The organism is Oerskovia rustica (assembly GCF_014836555.1).
Taxonomy (GTDB): Bacteria; Actinomycetota; Actinomycetes; order Actinomycetales; family Cellulomonadaceae; genus Oerskovia; species Oerskovia rustica.
This window is the reverse complement of record NZ_JACSQQ010000004.1, coordinates 70,602-88,891: the sequence shown is the minus strand read 5'-3', so window position 1 is coordinate 88,891 and position 18,290 is coordinate 70,602. Positions and strand designations below refer to the sequence as shown.

Sequence of the window (18,290 nt, the reverse complement as noted above, 5' to 3'; positions counted from 1 at the left end):
CCCCCCCCCCCCCCCCCCCCCCCCCCCGCGTCGCACGCTCCCAGCCCGACGGCGGCGCGCACCCCCGTCCGGACGGCTCGCCGCCCGCCACCCCGTCAGGGCGACAGGGCCGGTCACCGCCGCCAGAACAGGTGGTGCACCACGCCGCTCGGGCTCGGGACGACGTCGAGGTGGAAGCGGTCGAGCAGCTCGTCGGGCGACTCCCAGAGCCGCACCCCCGTCCCGAGCGTCACGGGCGAGACGGCGACGTGCAGGGTGTCGACGAGGTCGGCGTCGAGGAACTGCCGGATCGTCGTCGCCCCGCCGCCCAGGCGGACGCCCTTCCCGTGCGCCGCCTCCCTTGCCAGCGCCAGGACCGAGGCCGCGTCGTCGTCGACGAAGTGGAACGTGGTGTCCCCGAGCGTGATCGACGGGCGCACGTGGTGCGTCATCACGAAGACCGGGGTGCGGAACGGCGGCTCGTCACCCCACCAGCCCTGCCAGTCGAGGTCCTCCCACGGGCCGCGCTGCGGACCGAACTTGTTGCGGCCCATGATCTCGGCACCGATGCCCCGGTCGTAGTCGCGCGTGAGGTAGTCGTCCAGGCCACGGCTCCCTCCCGGCTCGGTGCGCATGGGCCAGCTCGCCGTCGCGCCTGCCCACGCGAACAGGCGCTCGGGGTCGACGTGGCCGAACGGCCTCTCGAACGACTGGTCCTCGCCCGCCGCGATGCCGTCGCTCGAGACGTTGAAGTTCTGAACTCTCACCAGCTGGGGCACGTGCTCCTCCTCAGGTCGTCGACGTCCTGTCCGGGATGAGACGCGTCGGAGCGGCGAAAGTCATCGCTCCGGTCTCCGGGACGCTGCCCGGCGGTGTCGCTCACCGTGCGACGGCTGCACCCCTGGCCACGATCTCCGGCTCGCCCGTCGTCGCGGCACGGGATGGTACGTCGCTCATCGCAGCGTCCTCACTGGCGTGCCGGACACGGCAGCGCCCGTCGGGAGATGGATCCGCGTGCGGGGGATGCGGCCGGTCGCCGGTCGAGACGCTCCGGAGGCTTCGGTCGCGTCCCTCGATGGTCGTACCGGGGCCCGGAGGCCGCAACACCTGGCGGGTCGTCGCCCCCGCGCTCAGAGCCCGTCGAGGAGGTCCCGCATCCGGTCGATCTCGCCGCCCTGGCCCGACGCCGTCTCGGCGGCGATCTCGTGCGCGAACAGGTCCTGACCGTCGACGAGCACGACGTCGACCATGTCGAGCGCGCCCCGGTGGTGCGCGATCATGCCCTCGAGGAAGAGCCGGTCGAACGTCGCGCCGCTCGCACCTGCGAGCGCCGCCATCTGCTCGTCGGTGAGCATCCCGACGACGGCCTCGCCGTGGCTCCCGTGCGTGCCGCCCGCCCCCTCGGGGACGCGCGGGCCCGTGCCGCCCGCGGCCTCCGCTCCCTCGGGCACCTCGACGTCGCGCGCCTGCAGCCACGACGCGAGCGCGTGGACCTCGGGCCCCTGCCCGACGGTGACGCGCTCGGCGAAGGCGCGGACGGCGTCGGACTCCGCGCGGTCCGGCGCGAGCGCAGCGATCTCGAGGGCCTGCAGGTGGTGCTCGATCATCCCGGCGACGAACCCGACGTCCGCCTGGTTCCAGGAGCCCTCGGCCGGGGCGCCGTCGAAGTCCTCGGGCGAGACGGTCTCGTTGCCCTCGCCAGGCAGCCCGGGCTGGACGACGACGCTCGACGGCGTGGACGTCGGCACCGGGTCGCCCGTGCACCCCGAGACCGCGAGCGCCAGCCCGACGAGGACGAACCCGCAGGTCAGCCCTCGGGCGCCCGGACGGGTGCCGCTCGACCACCCTGCGTTTCCACCGGGAAAACTCCGCATCCGCACTGTTCCCTCCGTGTAAAACCTCGCCGGAACCATCCCGTTTAAGTGGTGCATGTCACATTTGCCGGTCAGAATGCGCAGAACCCTATCAAGGAGGTGTTTCCCTCGTGCATCGAAGAACGCACAGGCGCAAGAGCCGGGTACTGCTCGCCTCGTCCGTGGCCGCAACCCTCGCCGTCTCCTCGCTCGCGGTCGCATCGGCGGCGTACGCCGAACCGTCCGACGGATCTCCCGAGGCGGTGGCCGACCTCCTGGAGCAGGCCCCGTCCTCGCTCCCCGCACAACGCCTCGCTCCCCTCGCCCAGGCCACCGACGTCCTGGCCCCCGGGGAGATCGCCGGCAGCCCCAACCTGACCCTCGTCGCCAACATCCCCAAGAATGGCGCCTTCGCGCCCGAGGGGCAGTACAACAGCGACCTCGCCTTCCAGGGCCGCTACGCGTTCGCCGGCAACTACGGCGGGTTCACGGTCTACGACGTCGCCGACCCGACGAACCCGCAGCAGGTCGCGCAGGTCGTGTGCGCCGGGTCCCAGAACGACATCTCGGTCTACGGAGACCTGCTCGTCCTGAGCACCGACTCCTCACGCAGCAACGCCTCGTGCGACAACGTCGCCCAGAGCGCCACGATCAAGGACTCGTGGGAGGGCCTCAAGGTCTTCGACATCTCCGACCCGACGTCGCCGCGGTACGTGTCGGCCGTCGAGACCCAGTGCGGCTCGCACACGAACTCGCTCGCACCGTCGAAGGACGGCAAGGACCTGTTCGTGTACGTCTCGTCCTACTCCCCCAACGCCTCGTTCCCCGACTGCAAGCCGCCGCACGACCTCATCAGCGTCGTCCAGATCCCGGTCGACGACCCGGCGTCGGCCGAGCTCGTCTCGACCCCCGTCCTCTTCCCCGACGGCGGCAACCCGGGCGGCAACGGCTCGAGCACGACGTCGGGCTGCCACGACATCACGACCTACCCGTCGAAGGACATCGCGGCGGGCGCGTGCATGGGCGACGGCATCCTCATGGACATCTCCGACCGCGCGCACCCCGTGGTCACCGAGGTCGTCCGGGACACGACGAACTTCGCGTTCTGGCACTCGGCGACGTTCAACAACGCGGGCACCAAGGTCGTCTTCACCGACGAGCTCGGCGGCGGCGGCGCACCGACCTGCAACGCGACGGTCGGGCCCGAGAAGGGCGCCGACGCGATCTACGACATCGTCGACGGCCAGCTCGTGTTCAAGAGCTACTACAAGATCCCGCGCGAGCAGGCCGCGACCGAGAACTGCGTCGCGCACAACGGCTCGCTCATCCCCGTCCCGGGCCGCGACGTCATGGTCCAGGCCTGGTACCAGGGCGGCATCTCGGTGTGGGACTTCACGGACTCGGCCAACCCGGTCGAGATCGCGTGGTTCGACCGCGGCGCGCTGTCCCCCGACCGGCTGATCCTCGGCGGGTCGTGGTCGGCCTACTGGTACAACGGCGCGATCATCTCGAACGACATCCAGAAGGGCCTCGACGTCCTGCTGCTCGACGACCCGGTGACCAACGCCGCGAAGTCGGTCCTGACGGACGAGCTCAACCCCCAGGCCCAGCCGACGTACGTGGAGCCGGCCGCCTGGTCGAAGAAGACGGCCTACGCGGGCGGAGCGACCGTCACGTACGGCGGCGCCGTCTGGCGGGCCCAGTGGTGGACCTCTGGCCAGACTCCCGGGGACCCGTGGGGTCCGTGGGAGGAGATCGCGGGCGTCGACTCGAAGGGCGTCGGGGCGTGGAAGCCGACCCGCGTCTACTCCTCGGGCGACACCGTGACCCACGACGGCACCACGTACACCGCGAAGTGGTGGACGAGGAACCAGGTACCGGGCGACCGCTGGGGTCCGTGGGCGCCGCAGGGCTGACCTGCGTCGCGCCCGGGCTGCGGCTCGGGTGACCGCTGCCCGACGGCGCCGCTCGCCTCGCAGGTGAGCGGCGCCGTCGGGCACGGGGCGGCACGGCCCTGCCCTGGCCACCGGGAGACCCACTACTGTGGGGTGCCCGCTCTGCCCCCAGCCGGTCCTGCGGCCAGGTGACCGGGACCGACGAACGGAAGGTATGGATGTCCACGCCCAGGGAACGACCCTTCGTCGCACTGATCGGTGCGCTCCTGTTCCTGGCCGGGGTGGTCCTCACCGCCCTGTTCGCCGCGGTCGCGATCTGGAACCTCGTACAAGGGGAACGAGGGGGAGCGTGGGAGATCTTCGCCGTCACCGTCCCTGTCGGGGCCCTCGGCTTCTGGCTCATCAGGGTCAGCCGGGTCCCGCTCGGCGAGGTCCTCAACATCTGATCGCGGAGCGCGTCGGTCGCTTCGGCCCGGAGCCGGGCGCTTCGCCGCTCGACGGACCGACGCTACGGGAGGCGGTCGGCCACCCGGCCGAGCGTGAGCATCCCCGTCGCGCCGCCCGCGAGCTCGTGCCGCGCGGGGGCGGCGTACTCCGTGTCGGTGACGTGCTCGAGCCAGGTCGTGCTCTGGACCGGGTCGTCGGCGCCCTCCGAGATCGCGAGGTGCTCCATGAACGAGTCAGGGGCAGCGCCGTGCCAGTGCTGCTCACCCGGAGGGCAGTACACCGTCTCGCCGGGCAGCGCCTGCACGACCGCGCCGTCACGGGTACCGACCAGCGCGACACCGGACGTGACGTGAAGGAACTGGCCGCGGGCGTGGACGTGCCAGGCGGTGCGTGCGCCAGGGGCGAAGCGAACGCGCCCGACGACGGTGCGTTGGTCACCGTCCTGCGGGCTGACGATCATGTCGAGCCAGACGTCCCCGGTGAACTGCGCGGCCGGGTTCTTCGTCGTGGAGGTCTGTGGCAGGACACGCATCAGCGATCTTCTCCTCGAGACGTGGACGGGGACTGGGACGGGGACGGGGAGTGGGCGGGGCGTTCCTCGTGCTCGCGGGTCGCGGCCCACGACGCGAGGAGCTTGAGCCCATCGTCGGACGGGGACCCCGGGACCGCGGTGTACACGTTGAGCTGCAACCCGTCGTCCGCGGGCAGGACCAGCGCCTCGTAGTCGAGCTCGAGCCTGCCGACGGCCGGGTGGTGGAAGACCTTGGTGCCCGTGCGGTGGAGCCGCACGTCGTGCGACGCCCACAGTCGACGAAAGTCCTCGCTGCGTGTCGACAGCTCGCCGACGAGCGCCGTGAGAGCGGTGTCGTACGGGTTCTTGCCCGCCTCGGCACGCAGGATCGCGACCGCGTCGTGCGCGATGCGGTCGTACCGGTCCCCCCAGAACGCCTGGGCCGCCTCCGGGTCGAGGAACTGGAACCGGGCACTGTTGACCGGCCTCTTCGCGATCCGCTCGGGCGACTCGTAGATGGGTGAGTACAGGGCCCGACCCAGCGTGTTCGCCCCGAGCACGTCGAGCCGACCGTTCCGTACGAACGCCGGCGCGCCGTCCATCGCGTCCAGGATCCGCTGAACCGCCGGGCGCAGGACGGGCGCAGAGGTGCGCCTGGCGCGTGATCGGGCAGCCCCGGACTGGTTCGCCGAGCGGGCGAGGTCGAACAGGTGGTGGTGCTCGGCCTCGTCGAGCTGCAGCGCCTGGGACAGCGCCTCGAGGACCTCCTCGGACACTCCGCCCAGGTTCCCGCGCTCGAGCCGCGTGTAGTAGTCGACGCTGACCCCCGCGAGCATCGCGACCTCCTCACGGCGCAGGCCCGGTACACGTCGGTTGCCGCCATAGGCGGGCAGGCCGGCGCGCTCGGGGGTGATGCGCGCCCGCCGACTGGTGAGGAACTCGCGGGTCTCGGCCTTCAGGTCCATGTCTTCGACGGTACGGCCGACGCCCTGCTTCTGGGAGGTTCTGCTGGTACCCGGAACACCCAGGACTCCCGCGCCCGCCCGCGAGAGCGTTCGCTGGCGTCATGACCAGCGCTCCCTCAGCCACCGCTCCTGCCCGACGGTCGTCCGCCTCCTCCCGTCCGACGCGCGGAGGGACGACAGCCGTCCTGGCGATCATCCTGGTCGGGTACTTCATGGTGATCCTCGACAACTCGATCGTCATCACCGGGCTGCCGCACATCCGTGACGAGCTCGCACTGACCACCGGAGCCGTGGCCTGGGTGCAGGACGCCTACCTCCTCACGTTCGGTGGTCTGCTGCTCCTGGGCGCACGAGCCGGTGACGTCCTAGGGCGGCGACGCATGTTCGTCGCCGGCCTGGCTCTGTTCACCCTCGCCTCGGTCGCCGTCGGGCTCGCCCCGACAGGCGAGGTCCTCGTCACGGCCAGGGCCGTGCAGGGTGTGGGAGCGGCCGTCCTGGCACCGTCGACCCTCGCGCTGCTGACCGCGAGCTTCCCCGAAGGCCCCGAGCGCACGCGTGCGACCGCGGCCTACGGGGCGGTCGCCGGGATCGGCGCGAGCGTGGGCCTGGTGGCCGGTGGACTGCTCGCCGACCTGGTGTCCTGGCGTGCGGGCTTCCTGGTGAACCTGCCCATCGGCATCCTCATGCTCGTCGCCGGGCTGCGCGTCCTGCCCGAGACACCGCGCTCGCCCGGCCGGTTCGACGTCCCGGGCGCCCTGCTCGCCACCGCCGGTCCCGCAGCGCTCGTGTACGGGTTCGTGCGCGCTGCCGAGGACGGCTGGACCTCCCCGGTGACGCTCACCGCGATCGGTGCCGGAGCCCTGCTCGTCGGCGGGCTCGTCGCCGTCGAGCGCACGGCCCGCCAGCCGGTCATGCCCCTGACACTCTTCGCGAGCCGAGAACGCGTCGGGGCGTACACCGCCCGCATGCTCTTCATCGGCGCGATGATGGGCTTCTTCCTGCTCACGAGCCAGTACCTGCAGGACGAGCGCGGGTTCTCCGCCCTGACCGCCGGGCTCGCCTTCTTCCCCATGACGGTCGTGAACTTCGTCGTCGCCCTCGCCGTCCCGCGCCTGCAACGGCGCACCAGCGGCCCGCTGCTGCTCGTGACCGGGCTCGTGCTGGCCACTGCCGGCATGGGCTGGCTCGCCACCGTCGACGCCACCACCTCGTACGCGCTGGGCGTCGCCCCGCCCATGACCCTGATCGGTGCCGGCCAGGGCCTGGCGTTCGGACCCCTCACCGCGTCGGGTATCGCCGGGGTCGAGCCTGCGCAGGCCGGCGCCGCGTCCGGCGTCGTGAACTCCGTGCACCAGCTCGGCGGCGCCCTGGGGATGAGCCTCGTGCTCGCCGTCTCCAGCACCTACCCCTCGGCGATGCTCGTCGGCGCGGTCCTGCTAGGCGCAGCACTGCTGGCCGCTGTCCTCCTCGTCCTCCCCCGCGCACCCAGGCCCTCCTGAGCGGGGTACCAGCAGGACCTGCCTCATCCGGCAGACACCTCCTAGCGTGAAAGGCATGACGACGAACCCGATCCCCACCCTGACGCTGAACAACGGCAACGAGATGCCCGCCCTCGGGTACGGCGTCTTCCAGACGCCCCCGCAGGAGACCGTCGACGTGGTCACCGAAGCGCTGCGTACCGGCTACCGGCACATCGACACCGCCGCCGCCTACGGCAACGAGCGCGAGGTCGGCCGCGCGATCGCCGGATCCGGCCTCGAGCGCGACGAGATCTTCGTCGAGACGAAGGTCTGGATCAGCGACTACGGCTACGACGCGACGCTGCACGCGTTCGACAAGTCCGCCGGCAAGCTCGGGATCGAGACCATCGACCTGCTGATCCTGCACCAGGCGCTGCCGAGCCGGTTCGACCTGACGATCGAGGCCTACAGGGCACTGGAGACGCTGCTCGCCGACGGCAAGGTCCGAGCGATCGGCGTCAGCAACTTCATGCCCGACCACCTGACCTCCCTCCTCGAGGCCACCACGGTGGTCCCGGCCGTCAACCAGATCGAGGTCCACCCCTACTTCCAGCAGAAGGGACTCCAGGAGCTGCACGCCGAGCACGACATCCTCACCCAGGCCTGGTCGCCGATCGGCGGCATCACGTTCTACCCCGGCTACGGCGAGGAACGTCGCAGCACCCTCGCGGACCCGACGATCGGCCAGATCGCCACCGCGCACGGCAGGACACCCGCGCAGGTGATGCTGCGCTGGCACCTGCAGCAGGGCCGCTCCGCGATCCCCAAGTCCGTCACCCCCGCGCGCATCGCGGAGAACTTCGCCGTCACCGACTTCGAGCTCACGGGCGACGAGCTGGCCGCGATCGACGCCCTGGACACGGGCGTCCGCGGCGGTCCCGACCCCGAGGCCATCACGCTCGAGACCTTCGGTCGCGAGATCCCCGAAGCCTGAGCACCGGCGTTCAGCGGCGCGGCGCCGCTGAACCACCTTTCCCTGAACCATCCCCGCACCACCGAGAGGCACCACCTCATGCGAGCAACACTCATGTACGGCGCCGGAGACGTCCGCATCGAGACCGTCCCCGACCCCGTCCTCCAGCAGCCCACCGACGCCATCGTGCGCGTCGTGCGGGCCTGCGTCTGCGGGTCGGACCTGCACCCCTACCACTCCATGCGTGGCTCGACCCAGGGCAACCCGATGGGCCACGAGCTCATCGGCGTCGTCGAGGAGACCGGCAGCGCCGTGACGAACGTCAAGAAGGGCGACTTCGTCATCGCCCCGTTCGCGTTCTCCGACAACACCTGCGTGTTCTGCCGTGAGGGCTTCCAGACCTCCTGCGTGCACGGTGGCTGGTACGGCTCCCCGAAGACCGGTGGCCTGCAGGCCGAGGTCGCCCGCATCCCGCTGGCCGACGGCAGCCTCGTCGTCGTCCCCGACGTCGACCCGGCGACCGCCGACGAGGGACTGCTGAACTCCCTGCTCACCCTGTCCGACGTGTACCTGACCGGGTACCACGCGGCGCACATGGCACAGGTCGAGGCGGGCCAGATCGTCACCGTGATCGGTGACGGTGCTGTCGGTCTGTCCGCCGTGCTCGCCGCCAAGCAGCTCGGCGCGGAGCGGATCATCCTCATGGGCCGCCACGCCGCGCGCACCGACCTGGGGCGCGAGTTCGGCGCGACCGACGTCGTCGCGGAGCGTGGCGCCGAGGGCATCGGGAAGGTCATGGACCTCACCGGGGGTGAAGGTTCGCACGCCGTGCTCGAAGCCGTGGGCCACATGCCCGCCTACGAGCAGGCCTACGGCGTCGTACGCCCCGGCGGGATCATCTCCCGCGTCGGCGTTCCCCAGTACGAGGACGCCCCCGTCGGGTTCGGGTCCTTGTTCGGCAAGAACGCACGCCTCGCCGGCGGCCCCGCCCCGGTCCGGGCTTACCAGGAGGCCGCGATCGCCCAGGTCCTCGCCGGGGAGATCAACCCGGGCAAGGTGTTCGACGCGACCCTGCCGCTCGAGGACGTCGCCGAGGCCTACCGCCTCATGGACTCCCGCGAGTCCCTCAAGGGCGCGCGGCGGCCCTGACCACCAAGGGGGGGCGCCCCGGCGCCCACCCTCCCCCCGTCTGTGTCCCCGACCCCGCCCCGGGGAGTGGTCATGGCCCCCACGCCGTCCGCACGCGCCCACCGCGACGAGCTGTTCCCCGACCACGTCTCGACGCTCGCCCGGACCGACCCCGAGCTCGTCGAGTACCTCGACAGCTTCGCGTTCGACGAGGTGCAGCGCACCGGCACCGGCCAGATCGACTCCGCCTACCGCGCCAAGTACGGCAACGGCTCGGCCGTCGACCACATCACGGCACCCGGCGCGCGGGCCACCACGCTGCGCGTCGAGCCGGCCTGACAACCTGCCGATCCGAGCGCTGCAGCCAGCCCCGAGGTGGCGACCCTGCTCTTCGGCGCGTGCTGCGCGTGCCCGACGGCGCAGCGCACCTCGGTGACCGGGCGCGGATCGTCTACGGCCCGGCGCTGTTCAGGGTCGTCGGCCTGCTCGTCGGTGTCGGAGCGGGCGTGGCTGCGCGAGACGGGGGTGTACGCCGCGGGATGCACGAGCGGCTCGCGGTAATCGTCCAGGCTAACCTAGGTTAGATTGGACGAGTGACGATCAAGATCTACGCCCTGAGTGTCCTGCGGAACGGCCCGGCCCACGGCTACGAGCTCAAGAGCCGGATACGGCGCCCGTCGATCGCGCCGGTCAACAACAACTCGCTCTACCCGGCCCTCAAGCAGCTGGAGCGCGACGGAGCGGTGACCAAGTCTGTCGAGCAGCAGGAAGGGCGCCCGGCGCGCAACGTCTACGCCATCACCGAGACCGGCCGCGGCATGCTCCACGACCTCGTGTCCACACTGCCGCGCGAGCTGGCGAGCGACGACGAGGAGTTCTTGCTCCGCGTCAGCTTCTTCGACGAGCTCCCGGTACCGTCGCGCCTCGGCGTCCTGGGAGTGCGACGGCAGATCGTCGAGCACGCACTCTCTCAGGTCCGGGGCCTCCTGGCCGAGGCCCCGCGGGACCCGGCCCTGCCATGGCGGCGCCGCGCACAGGAACAACTCGTCGATCGCCTCACCCAGGAGCTGCGCTGGCTCGACGACCTGCGCAACGAGGCGGAACGGTCGTGACCGTCGACGGCGCGGACACACGCCCCGGTGCCACGAGGATCGGGCGAGCAGCACGCTATGGACTGCTCATCGGCCCGTCACTCAGCATGCTCGACTCGAGCATCGTCAACGTCGCGGTACCGGACATCGCCCAAGACCTCCGCGCCGGGCTCGACACGGTCCACTGGGTCGTCTCCGGGTATCTGTTGTCCCTCGCAGTAGGACTGGCACTGACCGCGTACGCCTCACGCCGCTTCGGCACGATGCGTGTCTACCTGGTCAGCATGGCGCTGTTCGTCGCCACCTCTGCCGTGTGCGCCGTGGCCCCGAGCATCGAGCTGCTCGTCACCGCTCGGGTCGTGCAGGGCTTTGTCGGCGCTCCCCTGGTCCCGCTGGCACTGAGCATCCTGATGGGCAAGGACGGCCTGAGCGGTGGCAAGGTCCCGGTCTCCGCCGCCGTGGTGCTGTTCCTTGCTCCCGCCCTCGGACCGTCGCTCGGAGGCCTTCTGATCGGCGCCGGAGGGTGGCGGTGGGTCTTCCTGGTCAACGTACCGGTGGGCGCGGCCGGACTGCTGCTCGCGCTGCGCCTGCGCCACCTCGGAACGCGGGCACGGGCCGAGGCCCGGTTCGACCCGATCGGGTTCCTCTTGCTGTCGGCCGGTCTGGTGACCACGCTCCTCGGGGCCACGCGCGGCTCCGCCAGTGGATGGGGCAGCCCCGCACCGCTGTCATTGGTCGTCGCAGGGATCGGGCTGCTCGCCGCGTACGTCAGAACCGCGTCCCGGCGAAAGGACCCGCCGGTACGTCTCGACGTCATCCGAAGCAGTCAGTCGCTCCTCGCGCTGGTGCTTCAGGTGCTCGCCTCGGTCATCGCCTTCGGGACCGTGTTCCTGATACCGGTGTTCACCCAGCAGGTGCAAGGGCACACCGCTCTCGCCACGGGGCTCGCCCTGATCCCCCAGGGCATCGTCATGGGCCTGGGAACTGCACTAGGTCAGCGCATCTCGACACACATCCCACTGCGGACCCTGGTGACGCTCGGGTTCGCCGCGCTCGCCGCGTCGAGTGGCGTGATGCTGCTGCTCACGGACGACACACCGTTGTGGGTCACCGCGATCATGCTGTGCGGCCGCGCCCTCGCCGCGGGATTCGTCACGACGCCGCTCCTCGCCGCCTTCCTCGCACCACTCGGCGAGAGCGACCTTGCCGACGGCAACACGCTCTACAACATCACCCAGCGGCTCGGCGGTGCGGTCGGAGTAGGCATCCTCGGCTCGATGGTCGCGACGGGCGCACACAGCGGTGCGGCACTCGCCGCGTTCCACCAGGTGGGCGCCGTGCTCGTAGCGCTCGCACTCGCAGCGGCCGTCCTGGCCCGGTCGTTGACCCGCGCATGAGGAGGCCCGCGGCAGCCTCGTCACCTTTGACTGAAGGCACCCGCGTCGGCATGTCGGACGAAGGCAGCTACGAGCTGCACGTCACCGAGGAGTGTGAGCACCGAACGACGCGCGAAATCCTGGTTTGGTGCCCACCGTCGGATACAACAGCGTCAGACCTGCATGTCCACGAACCGCGCGTAGTGCCCCTGGAACGCCACGGTGATCGTGTCGGTGGGGCCGTTACGGTGCTTGGCGACGATCAGGTCGGCCTCGCCGGCTCGCGGGGACTCCTTCTCATAGGCGTCCTCGCGGTGGAGCAGGATGACCATGTCGGCGTCCTGCTCGATGCTGTTGTGGACGGCGATGCCGTTGGCGACGAAGTTGTGGGTCCCGACGACGGTCGCGTCGTAGACCGGCTTCTCGCCCTCGGGGGTGATCGACACGACCTCGTCCCACAACAGGTCGTTGACCGCCATGATCTCGAGCTCCTCGCCGCCGAGGACGTCCGCGATCTTCCCGAGACGCTGCCGTGAGGGAGACGCCTTGAACATCGTGCTCCCGCTGTACTGCGTCCCCATGGCCTCGGCGAACTTCCGGTGCGACATGCCGCGCTCCTCGAGGAGCACACGGACGTCGTCCCACACCTGGCGCGGCACGGTGTCGACGTCGGTGTTCGCGCGGGTGTCCCGGATGATCTCGAGGAGCCGCTCGGCGGCGGCCCCGCGCTGACCGTGGACCCCGATCTCCTGGAGGAAGCGCCGCTGGTCGTCCACGCCGGAGATGTCGAGCGTGTACCCGGTCCGGTACGCGCCCTTGGGGGTGGCCGTCCGCAGGCGGGTGGAGATGCCGAAGCGCAGCAGCAGGCGGGACAGTCCGTCGACGAGCTGTCGTGAGGTCGAGGCGTAGTAGATGCGGCCGCTGCGGCCGTTCGCGTTGACGGTCACCGAACCGTCGGTCGCCCAGATGTGCCGGACGAAGAGCGCGATCTGCTCCTTCGGCAGGTGGAACACGGTCGAGGGCACGAACTTCTCGTGGCTCCGCGCCCCGAAGAGACCCAGGTCGTCGAGCCACTCGGCCACGGGGTTCCGCTTGCCCCGGGCGAGCCGGTACGGCGCGGGGAGCCGCAGCGTGGTGCAGCGGGCGACCGCGTACTCGTCGCGGATCGGGGTGATACCGAAGGCACCCGCGGCCTCCGAGACGACCGCGAGGTTCTTCTCGTCGATCGACGCGTAGCGGATGGGTTGACGCTTGACGAACGAGCCGTCGCCCAACATGTGGGCGAGCATGACGACCTTGCGGTCGTCCCACGCGACGTTCTGCTCCGGGCCGGGGACGTGGCGCGGAACGCCGAGGCGCGAGCCCACCTGCAGCTCGCCCAGCGGCGTCCAGCCCTCGTAGGTGAGGAACGGGTGGTTCGCGGTCGCGCTGATCTCCTTGCCCGAGGCCAGCTTGAGGCGGAACGTCTCGCGCGTCCCGGTGGGGAACACGTGCGTGAGGTGGCGTCGCACGTACTGGAGGCGCTCGTTGAGCGCCCACACGGGCACGTCCTTGGCACCGAGCGCGTAGAGCTCGCCCATCGTGGTCTCGGCGCCCGTGTCCGCTCGCAGGATCTTGGTGTCCTCGGTGAGGCAGCCCGACTCACGCAGGTCGCTCATCGCGGGCTTCTTGTCCGTGCGCTGCTCTGCACCACGGTTCAGCTGCGAGATCGCGATGACCGGGACCTCGAGCTCCTTTGCGAGGAGCTTGAGCGCACGGGAGAACTCGGAGACCTCCTGCTGTCGGGACTCGACGCGCTTGCCCGACGTCATGAGCTGGAGGTAGTCGATCACGACGAGCTTGAGGTCGTGCTTCTGCTTGAGCCGGCGGCACTTGGCGCGGATCTCCATGAGCGACATGTTGGGCGAGTCGTCGATGAAGAGCGGCGCCTCGGAGATCTTGCCCATGGTGCCGGCAAGCTTCTGCCAGTCGTCCTCCCCCATGGAGCCGTTGCGCATCTTCTGCAGGTGGATGCGTGCCTCGGCGGCCAACAGACGCATCGTGATCTCGTTGCGGCTCATCTCGAGCGAGAACACGACGGACGTCATGTTGTGCTTTATGGAAGCACTCCTAACAATATCGATTCCCAGCGTCGACTTGCCGATCGCCGGACGTGCCGCGATCACGATCATCTGCCCGGGGTGCAGCCCGTTGGTCAGCCGGTCGAGGTCGGCGAACCCCGTCGGGACCCCCACCATGCCTTCGCCGCGGTGCCCGGCGGCCTCGATCTCGTCGACGGTCCCGCCGATGACCTCGCCCAGGACGATGTAGTCCTCGGCGGTGCGTCGCTCGGTGACGGCGTAGACCTCGGCCTGCGCGTTGTTCACGACGTCGTCGACGTCGCCGCCGTCGGTCGCGTAGCCGAGCTGGACGATGCGGGTCCCGGCCTCGACGAGGCGGCGCAGCACGGCCCGCTCGCGCACGATGCGCGCGTAGTAGCCGGCGTTGGCCGCGGTGGGGACCATGGCCATGAGGTCGTGGATGTAGGGCGCGCCGCCGATCCGGCCCAGCTCGCCGCGGCGCGTGAGCTCGGCGACGACCGTGATGGCGTCGGCGGGCTCGCCACGGCCGTAGAGGTCGATGATGACGTCGTAGATCGACTCGTGCGCCGGCTTGTAGAAGTCGGTGCCGCGGATCTGCTCGATCACGTCCGCGATGGCGTCCTTGGACAGGAGCATGCCGCCGAGGACGCTCTGCTCGGCCGCGATGTCCTGCGGCGGGGTGCGGTCGAACCCGGGACCGCCGCTGCCTGCGGGTGGTCCGAAGCTCGACTCGAGCTCGTCGATCGACATGCGGGCCCCTCACTCCCCCGGCATGGCCGGGTATCGTCCTGCGTCGCACATCTGTTCTACTCCGGCCCACCGACACGTCCTGAGCCCGCGTCGTCGAGGGGTGTCGTGTGGTGCTGCACCGTCGACCGTCCGTAGGCCCGAGCATGCACGACTCAGCGACAGTAGATCGCGCTTCCATCCCCCGCAAACGACCCTGTTCACAGAGGTGTGGACAGCCTGTGGACAGACCCCGCCAGCCTGTTCACAGGCATGTGGACAACCATGTGGACAACTGACGAGTTGTCCCCTGTACACGTCCATGAGCAGCCTGTTCACTAGGCTCAGGGGTGTGGACGAAAGAAATTCCGGCGACACGCCGAACGCACGCCAGCCTGCTCCCGGTCAGCCCACCGACGCCGATCGTTCACCCCGTTCACCCGAGGGCCGCTCCCCGGCCCCCGAGGAGGGACCGCACCGGCCGCCGTCGTCCACAGGCGACGCTCCCCCGAGCCGTCGTCTCATCGACAAGCAGATCCTGGCCCTCGCGGTCCCTGCCCTGGGGGCGCTCGTCGCGGAGCCGATCTTCGTGCTCGTGGACAGCGCCGTCGTCGGGCACCTGGGGACGGCCGAGCTGGCCGGGCTCTCCCTGGCCTCCACGGTCCTGCTGACCCTCGTGGGGCTGTGCGTCTTCCTGGCGTACGCGACCACCGCGGCCGTGGCCCGGCGCATCGGCGCGGGCCATCGTCGCGAAGCCCTCCAGTCGGGGATCGACGGCATGTGGCTCGCGCTGGGCCTGGGCCTGGTGCTCGCGGCGACCCTGTGGATAGGGGGTGGCTGGGCGATCGGCGCGATGGGCGGCACGGGCGAGGTCGCCGAGCACGCGCTGGTGTACCTGCGGTGGTCGGGCCTGGGTCTTCCGGGCATGCTCGTCGTCCTGGCGTCCACGGGCGTGCTGCGCGGCCTGCAGGACACCCGCACGCCCCTCTACGTCGCCGCGGGCGGCGCGACGTTCAACGCGGTCCTCAACGTCGTCCTCGTGTACGGCGTGGGACTGGGGATCGCGGGCTCGGGCATCGGGACGGCCGTCGCGCAGCTCACCATGGGCGCGGTGCTCGGCGTCGTCGTCGTGCGTGGTGCCCGACGCGAGGGCGCGTCGCTGCGCCCCGCCGCGGGCGGCATCTGGTCCAACGCGCGTGCGGGCGCGCCGCTGTTCGTCCGCACGCTCTCGCTGCGCCTCGCGATCCTCCTGACGGTCTTCGTCGCGACCGGGCTCGGCGAGGTCACGCTCGCGGGCTACCAGGTGGTCGCATCGGTGTGGGGGCTCGCGGCGTTCGCGCTCGACGCCCTCGCGATCGCCGCGCAGGCCCTCGTGGGCCACGGCCTGGGCGCGGGTGACCGGTCGCACGTCCGTTCGGTCTTGCGCCGCACGCTCCAGTGGGGCGTCGGCGCGGGCGCATCGCTGGGCCTCGTGATGGCCGTGGGCGGCTGGTGGTTCGCGCTGTTCTTCACGTCCGACCCCGACGTCCGCACGGCCGTCGCCCTCGGCATGGCCGTGTGCGGCCTGCTGCTGCCCATGGCGGGGTGGGTGTTCGTCCTGGACGGCGTGCTCATCGGCGCCGGGGACGGCCGCTACCTCGCGTGGGCGGGCATGGTCACGTTCGTCGTGTACGTGCCGTTCGCGCTGGCGGTCCGGGCTCTCGCGCCCGACGGCGCCGCGGGCCTCGCGTGGTTGTGGGCGGCCTTCGCGGGGGTCTTCATGGCGGCGCGCGCCCTGACCACGGGGCTGCGTGCGCGCAGCGACCGGTGGATGGTCACCGGGGCGTGAACGGACCTGTCAGAACGAGCGAGGCCCAGAGGCCACGCTCGTTCTGACAGAGCGGTCCAGCGGAACGCCGACGGCCCGGCCCCCTCCGCAGAGGGGACGGGGCCGTCGGGTGAGATCTCCGATCCATCCATCCCTCACGGGACAGGGGCGATCAGTCGATCAGGCAGCCACCACGTTGACCGCGATGTTCGCCGAGACCTCGGCGTGCAGGCGGATGGTGACCGTGTACGAACCGGTCGACTTGATCGGCTGGCCGATCTCGATCTTGCGCTTGTCGACGGACGGGCCGCCGGCAGCCTTCACGGCCTCGGCGATGTCACCGGTGGTGACGGCACCGAACAGACGGCCGCCCTGGCCCGCCTTGGCCTGCACGACGACAGGCTTCGACTGCAGCGAGTCGCGCGTCGCCTTGGCCTCGTCGAGCGTCGCGATCTCGCGAGCCTTCCGAGCCTTGCGGATCGCAGAGATCTGCGACTCGGCACCCTTGGACCATCCGGTCGCCAGGCCACGGGGCACGAGGAAGTTACGGGCGTACCCGTCCTTGACCTCGACCACGTCGCCGGGCTCGCCCAGGCCGGTGACCTCGTGGGTCAGAATGAGCTTTGCCATGTTCTATCCCCTCTCGATCAGCGTGCGGACGACGAGTACGGCAGGAGCGCCATCTCGCGAGCGTTCTTGACGGCACGTGCGATCTGACGCTGCTCCTGGACGGAGACGCCGGTCACGCGACGGGCACGGATCTTCCCGCGGTCGGAGATGAACTTCCGCAGCAGGGTCGTGTCCTTGTAGTCGACCGACTCGATCTTCGCCGACTTCAGGGGGTTGGACTTCTTCTTGGGCTTGCGCACCACTGGCTTCGCCATGGTGTTGCTCCTTCACAAGGTGCTATCCCCGGCCGGGGTGGGTGCCGTCGTCGGGCACCTGCCCTGCCGGGAAGGGTTTGTCTGGGGTGAGCGGTGACTAGAAGGGGGGCTCGTCCGAGAACGAGGACCCACCCGACGACGCGGGGCCAGCCGTGGCCCACGGGTCGTCGTTGTTCTGCTGGCCACCGCCGGAAGCGCTGAAACCACCGCCGCTCGAAGCGCCGCCGCCACCGAAACCGCCGCCACCGCCGAAGTTGCCGCCACCCGAGCGCTGGGCCCGGGTGACCTTCGCGGAGGCGTACTTCAGGGAAGGACCGATCTCCTCCACCTGCAGCTCGACGACCGTGCGCTTCTCCCCCTCGCGGGTCTCGTACGAACGCTGGACCAGACGGCCCTGAACAACCACGCGCATGCCCTTGGTCAAGGACTCGGCGACGTTCTCCGCGGCCTCGCGCCAGATCGAGCAGCGCATGAACAGCGTGTCGCCGTCCTTCCACTCGTTGCTCTGGCGGTCGAAGGTGCGCGGCGTGGACGCCACGGTGAAGTTGGCGACGGCAGCCCCTGCGGGGGTGAAGCGAAGCTCCGGGTCCCCGGTCAGGTTTCCGACCACCGTGATGACGGTTTCACCAGCCATGCCAGCTCCTCATTGTTCGTTGCGTATCGAAGAAACTTCGAAGGGGATGACCCCCGTCCGCGGACATCCCACCACGTGCCACTGACGGCGCCCATGAGGACGCGCAGAGCACCGGGACGGCGCGAGGGAAGTCAGACGTGCGAGGCGATCAGCGAGCGTCGGTGCGCAGGACCTTCGTGCGCAGGACGACCTCGTTGAGGCCGAGCTGACGGTCCAGCTCCTTGGCCGTGTCCGACGTCGAGGTGAAGTCGACGACGGCGTAGATGCCCTCGGACTTCTTGTTGATCTCGAAGGACAGGCGGCGACGGCCCCAGATGTCCACCTTGTCGACAGTGCCACCGTCGGTCTTGATGACCGTCAGGTACTTGTCGAGCGACGGAGCAACGGTGCGCTCCTCGATCTCGGGGTCGAGGATGATCATCAATTCGTACTGACGCATGCGGTTAACCCACCTCCTGCGGACTCAGCGGTCACGGTCTC

General features: G+C 70.4%; 18 protein-coding genes. 9 read left to right on the top strand and 9 right to left on the bottom strand.

The annotated features are described in order from the left end of the window. Positions 1 to 113 precede the first annotated feature (113 nt). Together H9652_RS03375 and H9652_RS03370 are read right to left on the bottom strand one after the other, a co-directional pair. Positions 114 to 758 (bottom strand): dihydrofolate reductase family protein, encoded by a 645-nt coding sequence (locus H9652_RS03375; RefSeq protein ID WP_191794737.1) that lies wholly within the window; start codon positions 756 to 758, stop codon positions 114 to 116. A gap of 351 nt (positions 759 to 1,109) precedes the next feature. After that, entirely contained in the window at positions 1,110 to 1,853 is a 744-nt protein-coding gene (locus H9652_RS03370) for a DUF305 domain-containing protein (RefSeq protein ID WP_191794733.1), read from the bottom strand. Between the two features lie 161 nt (positions 1,854 to 2,014). On the opposite strand from H9652_RS03370, the gene H9652_RS03365 reads away from it, so the two are divergent. Next, the gene (locus tag H9652_RS03365) at positions 2,015 to 3,748 is read left to right on the top strand and encodes a carbohydrate-binding protein (protein ID WP_225227662.1); all 1,734 of its coding nucleotides are present in this window, start codon (positions 2,015 to 2,017) and stop codon (positions 3,746 to 3,748) included. Positions 3,749 to 3,945: 197 nt separating this feature from the next. After that, positions 3,946 to 4,173 carry a hypothetical protein gene (locus H9652_RS03360; protein ID WP_191794731.1) on the top strand — a complete coding sequence of 76 codons (228 nt, stop codon included), beginning with the start codon at positions 3,946 to 3,948 and terminating at the stop codon, positions 4,171 to 4,173. A gap of 62 nt (positions 4,174 to 4,235) precedes the next feature. On the opposite strand, the gene H9652_RS03355 is transcribed toward H9652_RS03360, so the two are convergent. After that, on the bottom strand, positions 4,236 to 4,706 hold the full coding sequence (locus H9652_RS03355) for a (R)-mandelonitrile lyase (protein ID WP_191794729.1): 471 nt from the start codon (positions 4,704 to 4,706) through the stop codon (positions 4,236 to 4,238). Next, a complete protein-coding gene (locus H9652_RS03350) occupies positions 4,706 to 5,650 on the bottom strand; it encodes a helix-turn-helix transcriptional regulator (protein WP_191794727.1) in 945 nt (314 codons plus the stop codon). The genes H9652_RS03355 and H9652_RS03350 overlap by 1 nt, the downstream gene beginning before the upstream one ends. Before the next feature lie 101 nt (positions 5,651 to 5,751). Between H9652_RS03350 and H9652_RS03345 the strand changes: the two genes are divergently transcribed. From H9652_RS03345 to H9652_RS03320, 6 genes are all read left to right on the top strand, one after another. Beyond that, on the top strand, positions 5,752 to 7,149 hold the full coding sequence (locus tag H9652_RS03345) for an MFS transporter (protein WP_191794725.1): 1,398 nt from the start codon (positions 5,752 to 5,754) through the stop codon (positions 7,147 to 7,149). Positions 7,150 to 7,204: 55 nt separating this feature from the next. Then, positions 7,205 to 8,104, top strand: coding sequence for an aldo/keto reductase (locus tag H9652_RS03340; protein ID WP_191794723.1), 900 nt, complete (start codon positions 7,205 to 7,207; stop codon positions 8,102 to 8,104). Between the two features lie 78 nt (positions 8,105 to 8,182). Continuing rightward, positions 8,183 to 9,232 carry a zinc-binding dehydrogenase gene (locus H9652_RS03335; protein ID WP_191794721.1) on the top strand — a complete coding sequence of 350 codons (1,050 nt, stop codon included), beginning with the start codon at positions 8,183 to 8,185 and terminating at the stop codon, positions 9,230 to 9,232. A 72-nt stretch (positions 9,233 to 9,304) separates the two neighbouring features. Next, positions 9,305 to 9,550, top strand: coding sequence for a hypothetical protein (locus H9652_RS03330; protein ID WP_191794719.1), 246 nt, complete (start codon positions 9,305 to 9,307; stop codon positions 9,548 to 9,550). A 254-nt stretch (positions 9,551 to 9,804) separates the two neighbouring features. Next, the gene (locus H9652_RS03325; RefSeq protein ID WP_191794717.1) at positions 9,805 to 10,323 is read left to right on the top strand and encodes a PadR family transcriptional regulator; all 519 of its coding nucleotides are present in this window, start codon (positions 9,805 to 9,807) and stop codon (positions 10,321 to 10,323) included. After that, positions 10,230 to 11,699 (top strand): DHA2 family efflux MFS transporter permease subunit, encoded by a 1,470-nt coding sequence (locus tag H9652_RS03320; RefSeq protein ID WP_225227661.1) that lies wholly within the window; start codon positions 10,230 to 10,232, stop codon positions 11,697 to 11,699. The genes H9652_RS03325 and H9652_RS03320 overlap by 94 nt, the downstream gene beginning before the upstream one ends. Before the next feature lie 152 nt (positions 11,700 to 11,851). Here the strand turns inward: H9652_RS03320 and H9652_RS03315 are convergent, their stop codons facing one another. Beyond that, entirely contained in the window at positions 11,852 to 14,509 is a 2,658-nt protein-coding gene (locus H9652_RS03315) for a replicative DNA helicase (RefSeq protein ID WP_191794713.1), read from the bottom strand. A 499-nt stretch (positions 14,510 to 15,008) separates the two neighbouring features. Here H9652_RS03315 and H9652_RS03310 point away from each other — a divergent pair, with 499 nt between their 5' ends. Further along, positions 15,009 to 16,313 (top strand): MATE family efflux transporter, encoded by a 1,305-nt coding sequence (locus H9652_RS03310; RefSeq protein WP_191794956.1) that lies wholly within the window; start codon positions 15,009 to 15,011, stop codon positions 16,311 to 16,313. Between the two features lie 159 nt (positions 16,314 to 16,472). Here H9652_RS03310 and rplI read toward each other — a convergent pair whose 3' ends face one another. The 4 genes from rplI to rpsF form a co-directional block, all read right to left on the bottom strand. After that, complete coding sequence (gene rplI, locus H9652_RS03305) at positions 16,473 to 16,922, bottom strand: 50S ribosomal protein L9 (RefSeq protein WP_138827012.1); 450 nt, start codon at positions 16,920 to 16,922, stop codon at positions 16,473 to 16,475. A 17-nt stretch (positions 16,923 to 16,939) separates the two neighbouring features. Then, positions 16,940 to 17,176 carry a 30S ribosomal protein S18 gene (gene rpsR / locus H9652_RS03300; protein WP_030152654.1) on the bottom strand — a complete coding sequence of 79 codons (237 nt, stop codon included), beginning with the start codon at positions 17,174 to 17,176 and terminating at the stop codon, positions 16,940 to 16,942. 97 nt (positions 17,177 to 17,273) lie between these two features. After that, positions 17,274 to 17,810 (bottom strand): single-stranded DNA-binding protein, encoded by a 537-nt coding sequence (locus tag H9652_RS03295; protein ID WP_191791218.1) that lies wholly within the window; start codon positions 17,808 to 17,810, stop codon positions 17,274 to 17,276. A gap of 148 nt (positions 17,811 to 17,958) precedes the next feature. Continuing rightward, entirely contained in the window at positions 17,959 to 18,249 is a 291-nt protein-coding gene (gene rpsF, locus H9652_RS03290; RefSeq protein WP_030152648.1) for a 30S ribosomal protein S6, read from the bottom strand. Positions 18,250 to 18,290 lie beyond the last annotated feature (41 nt).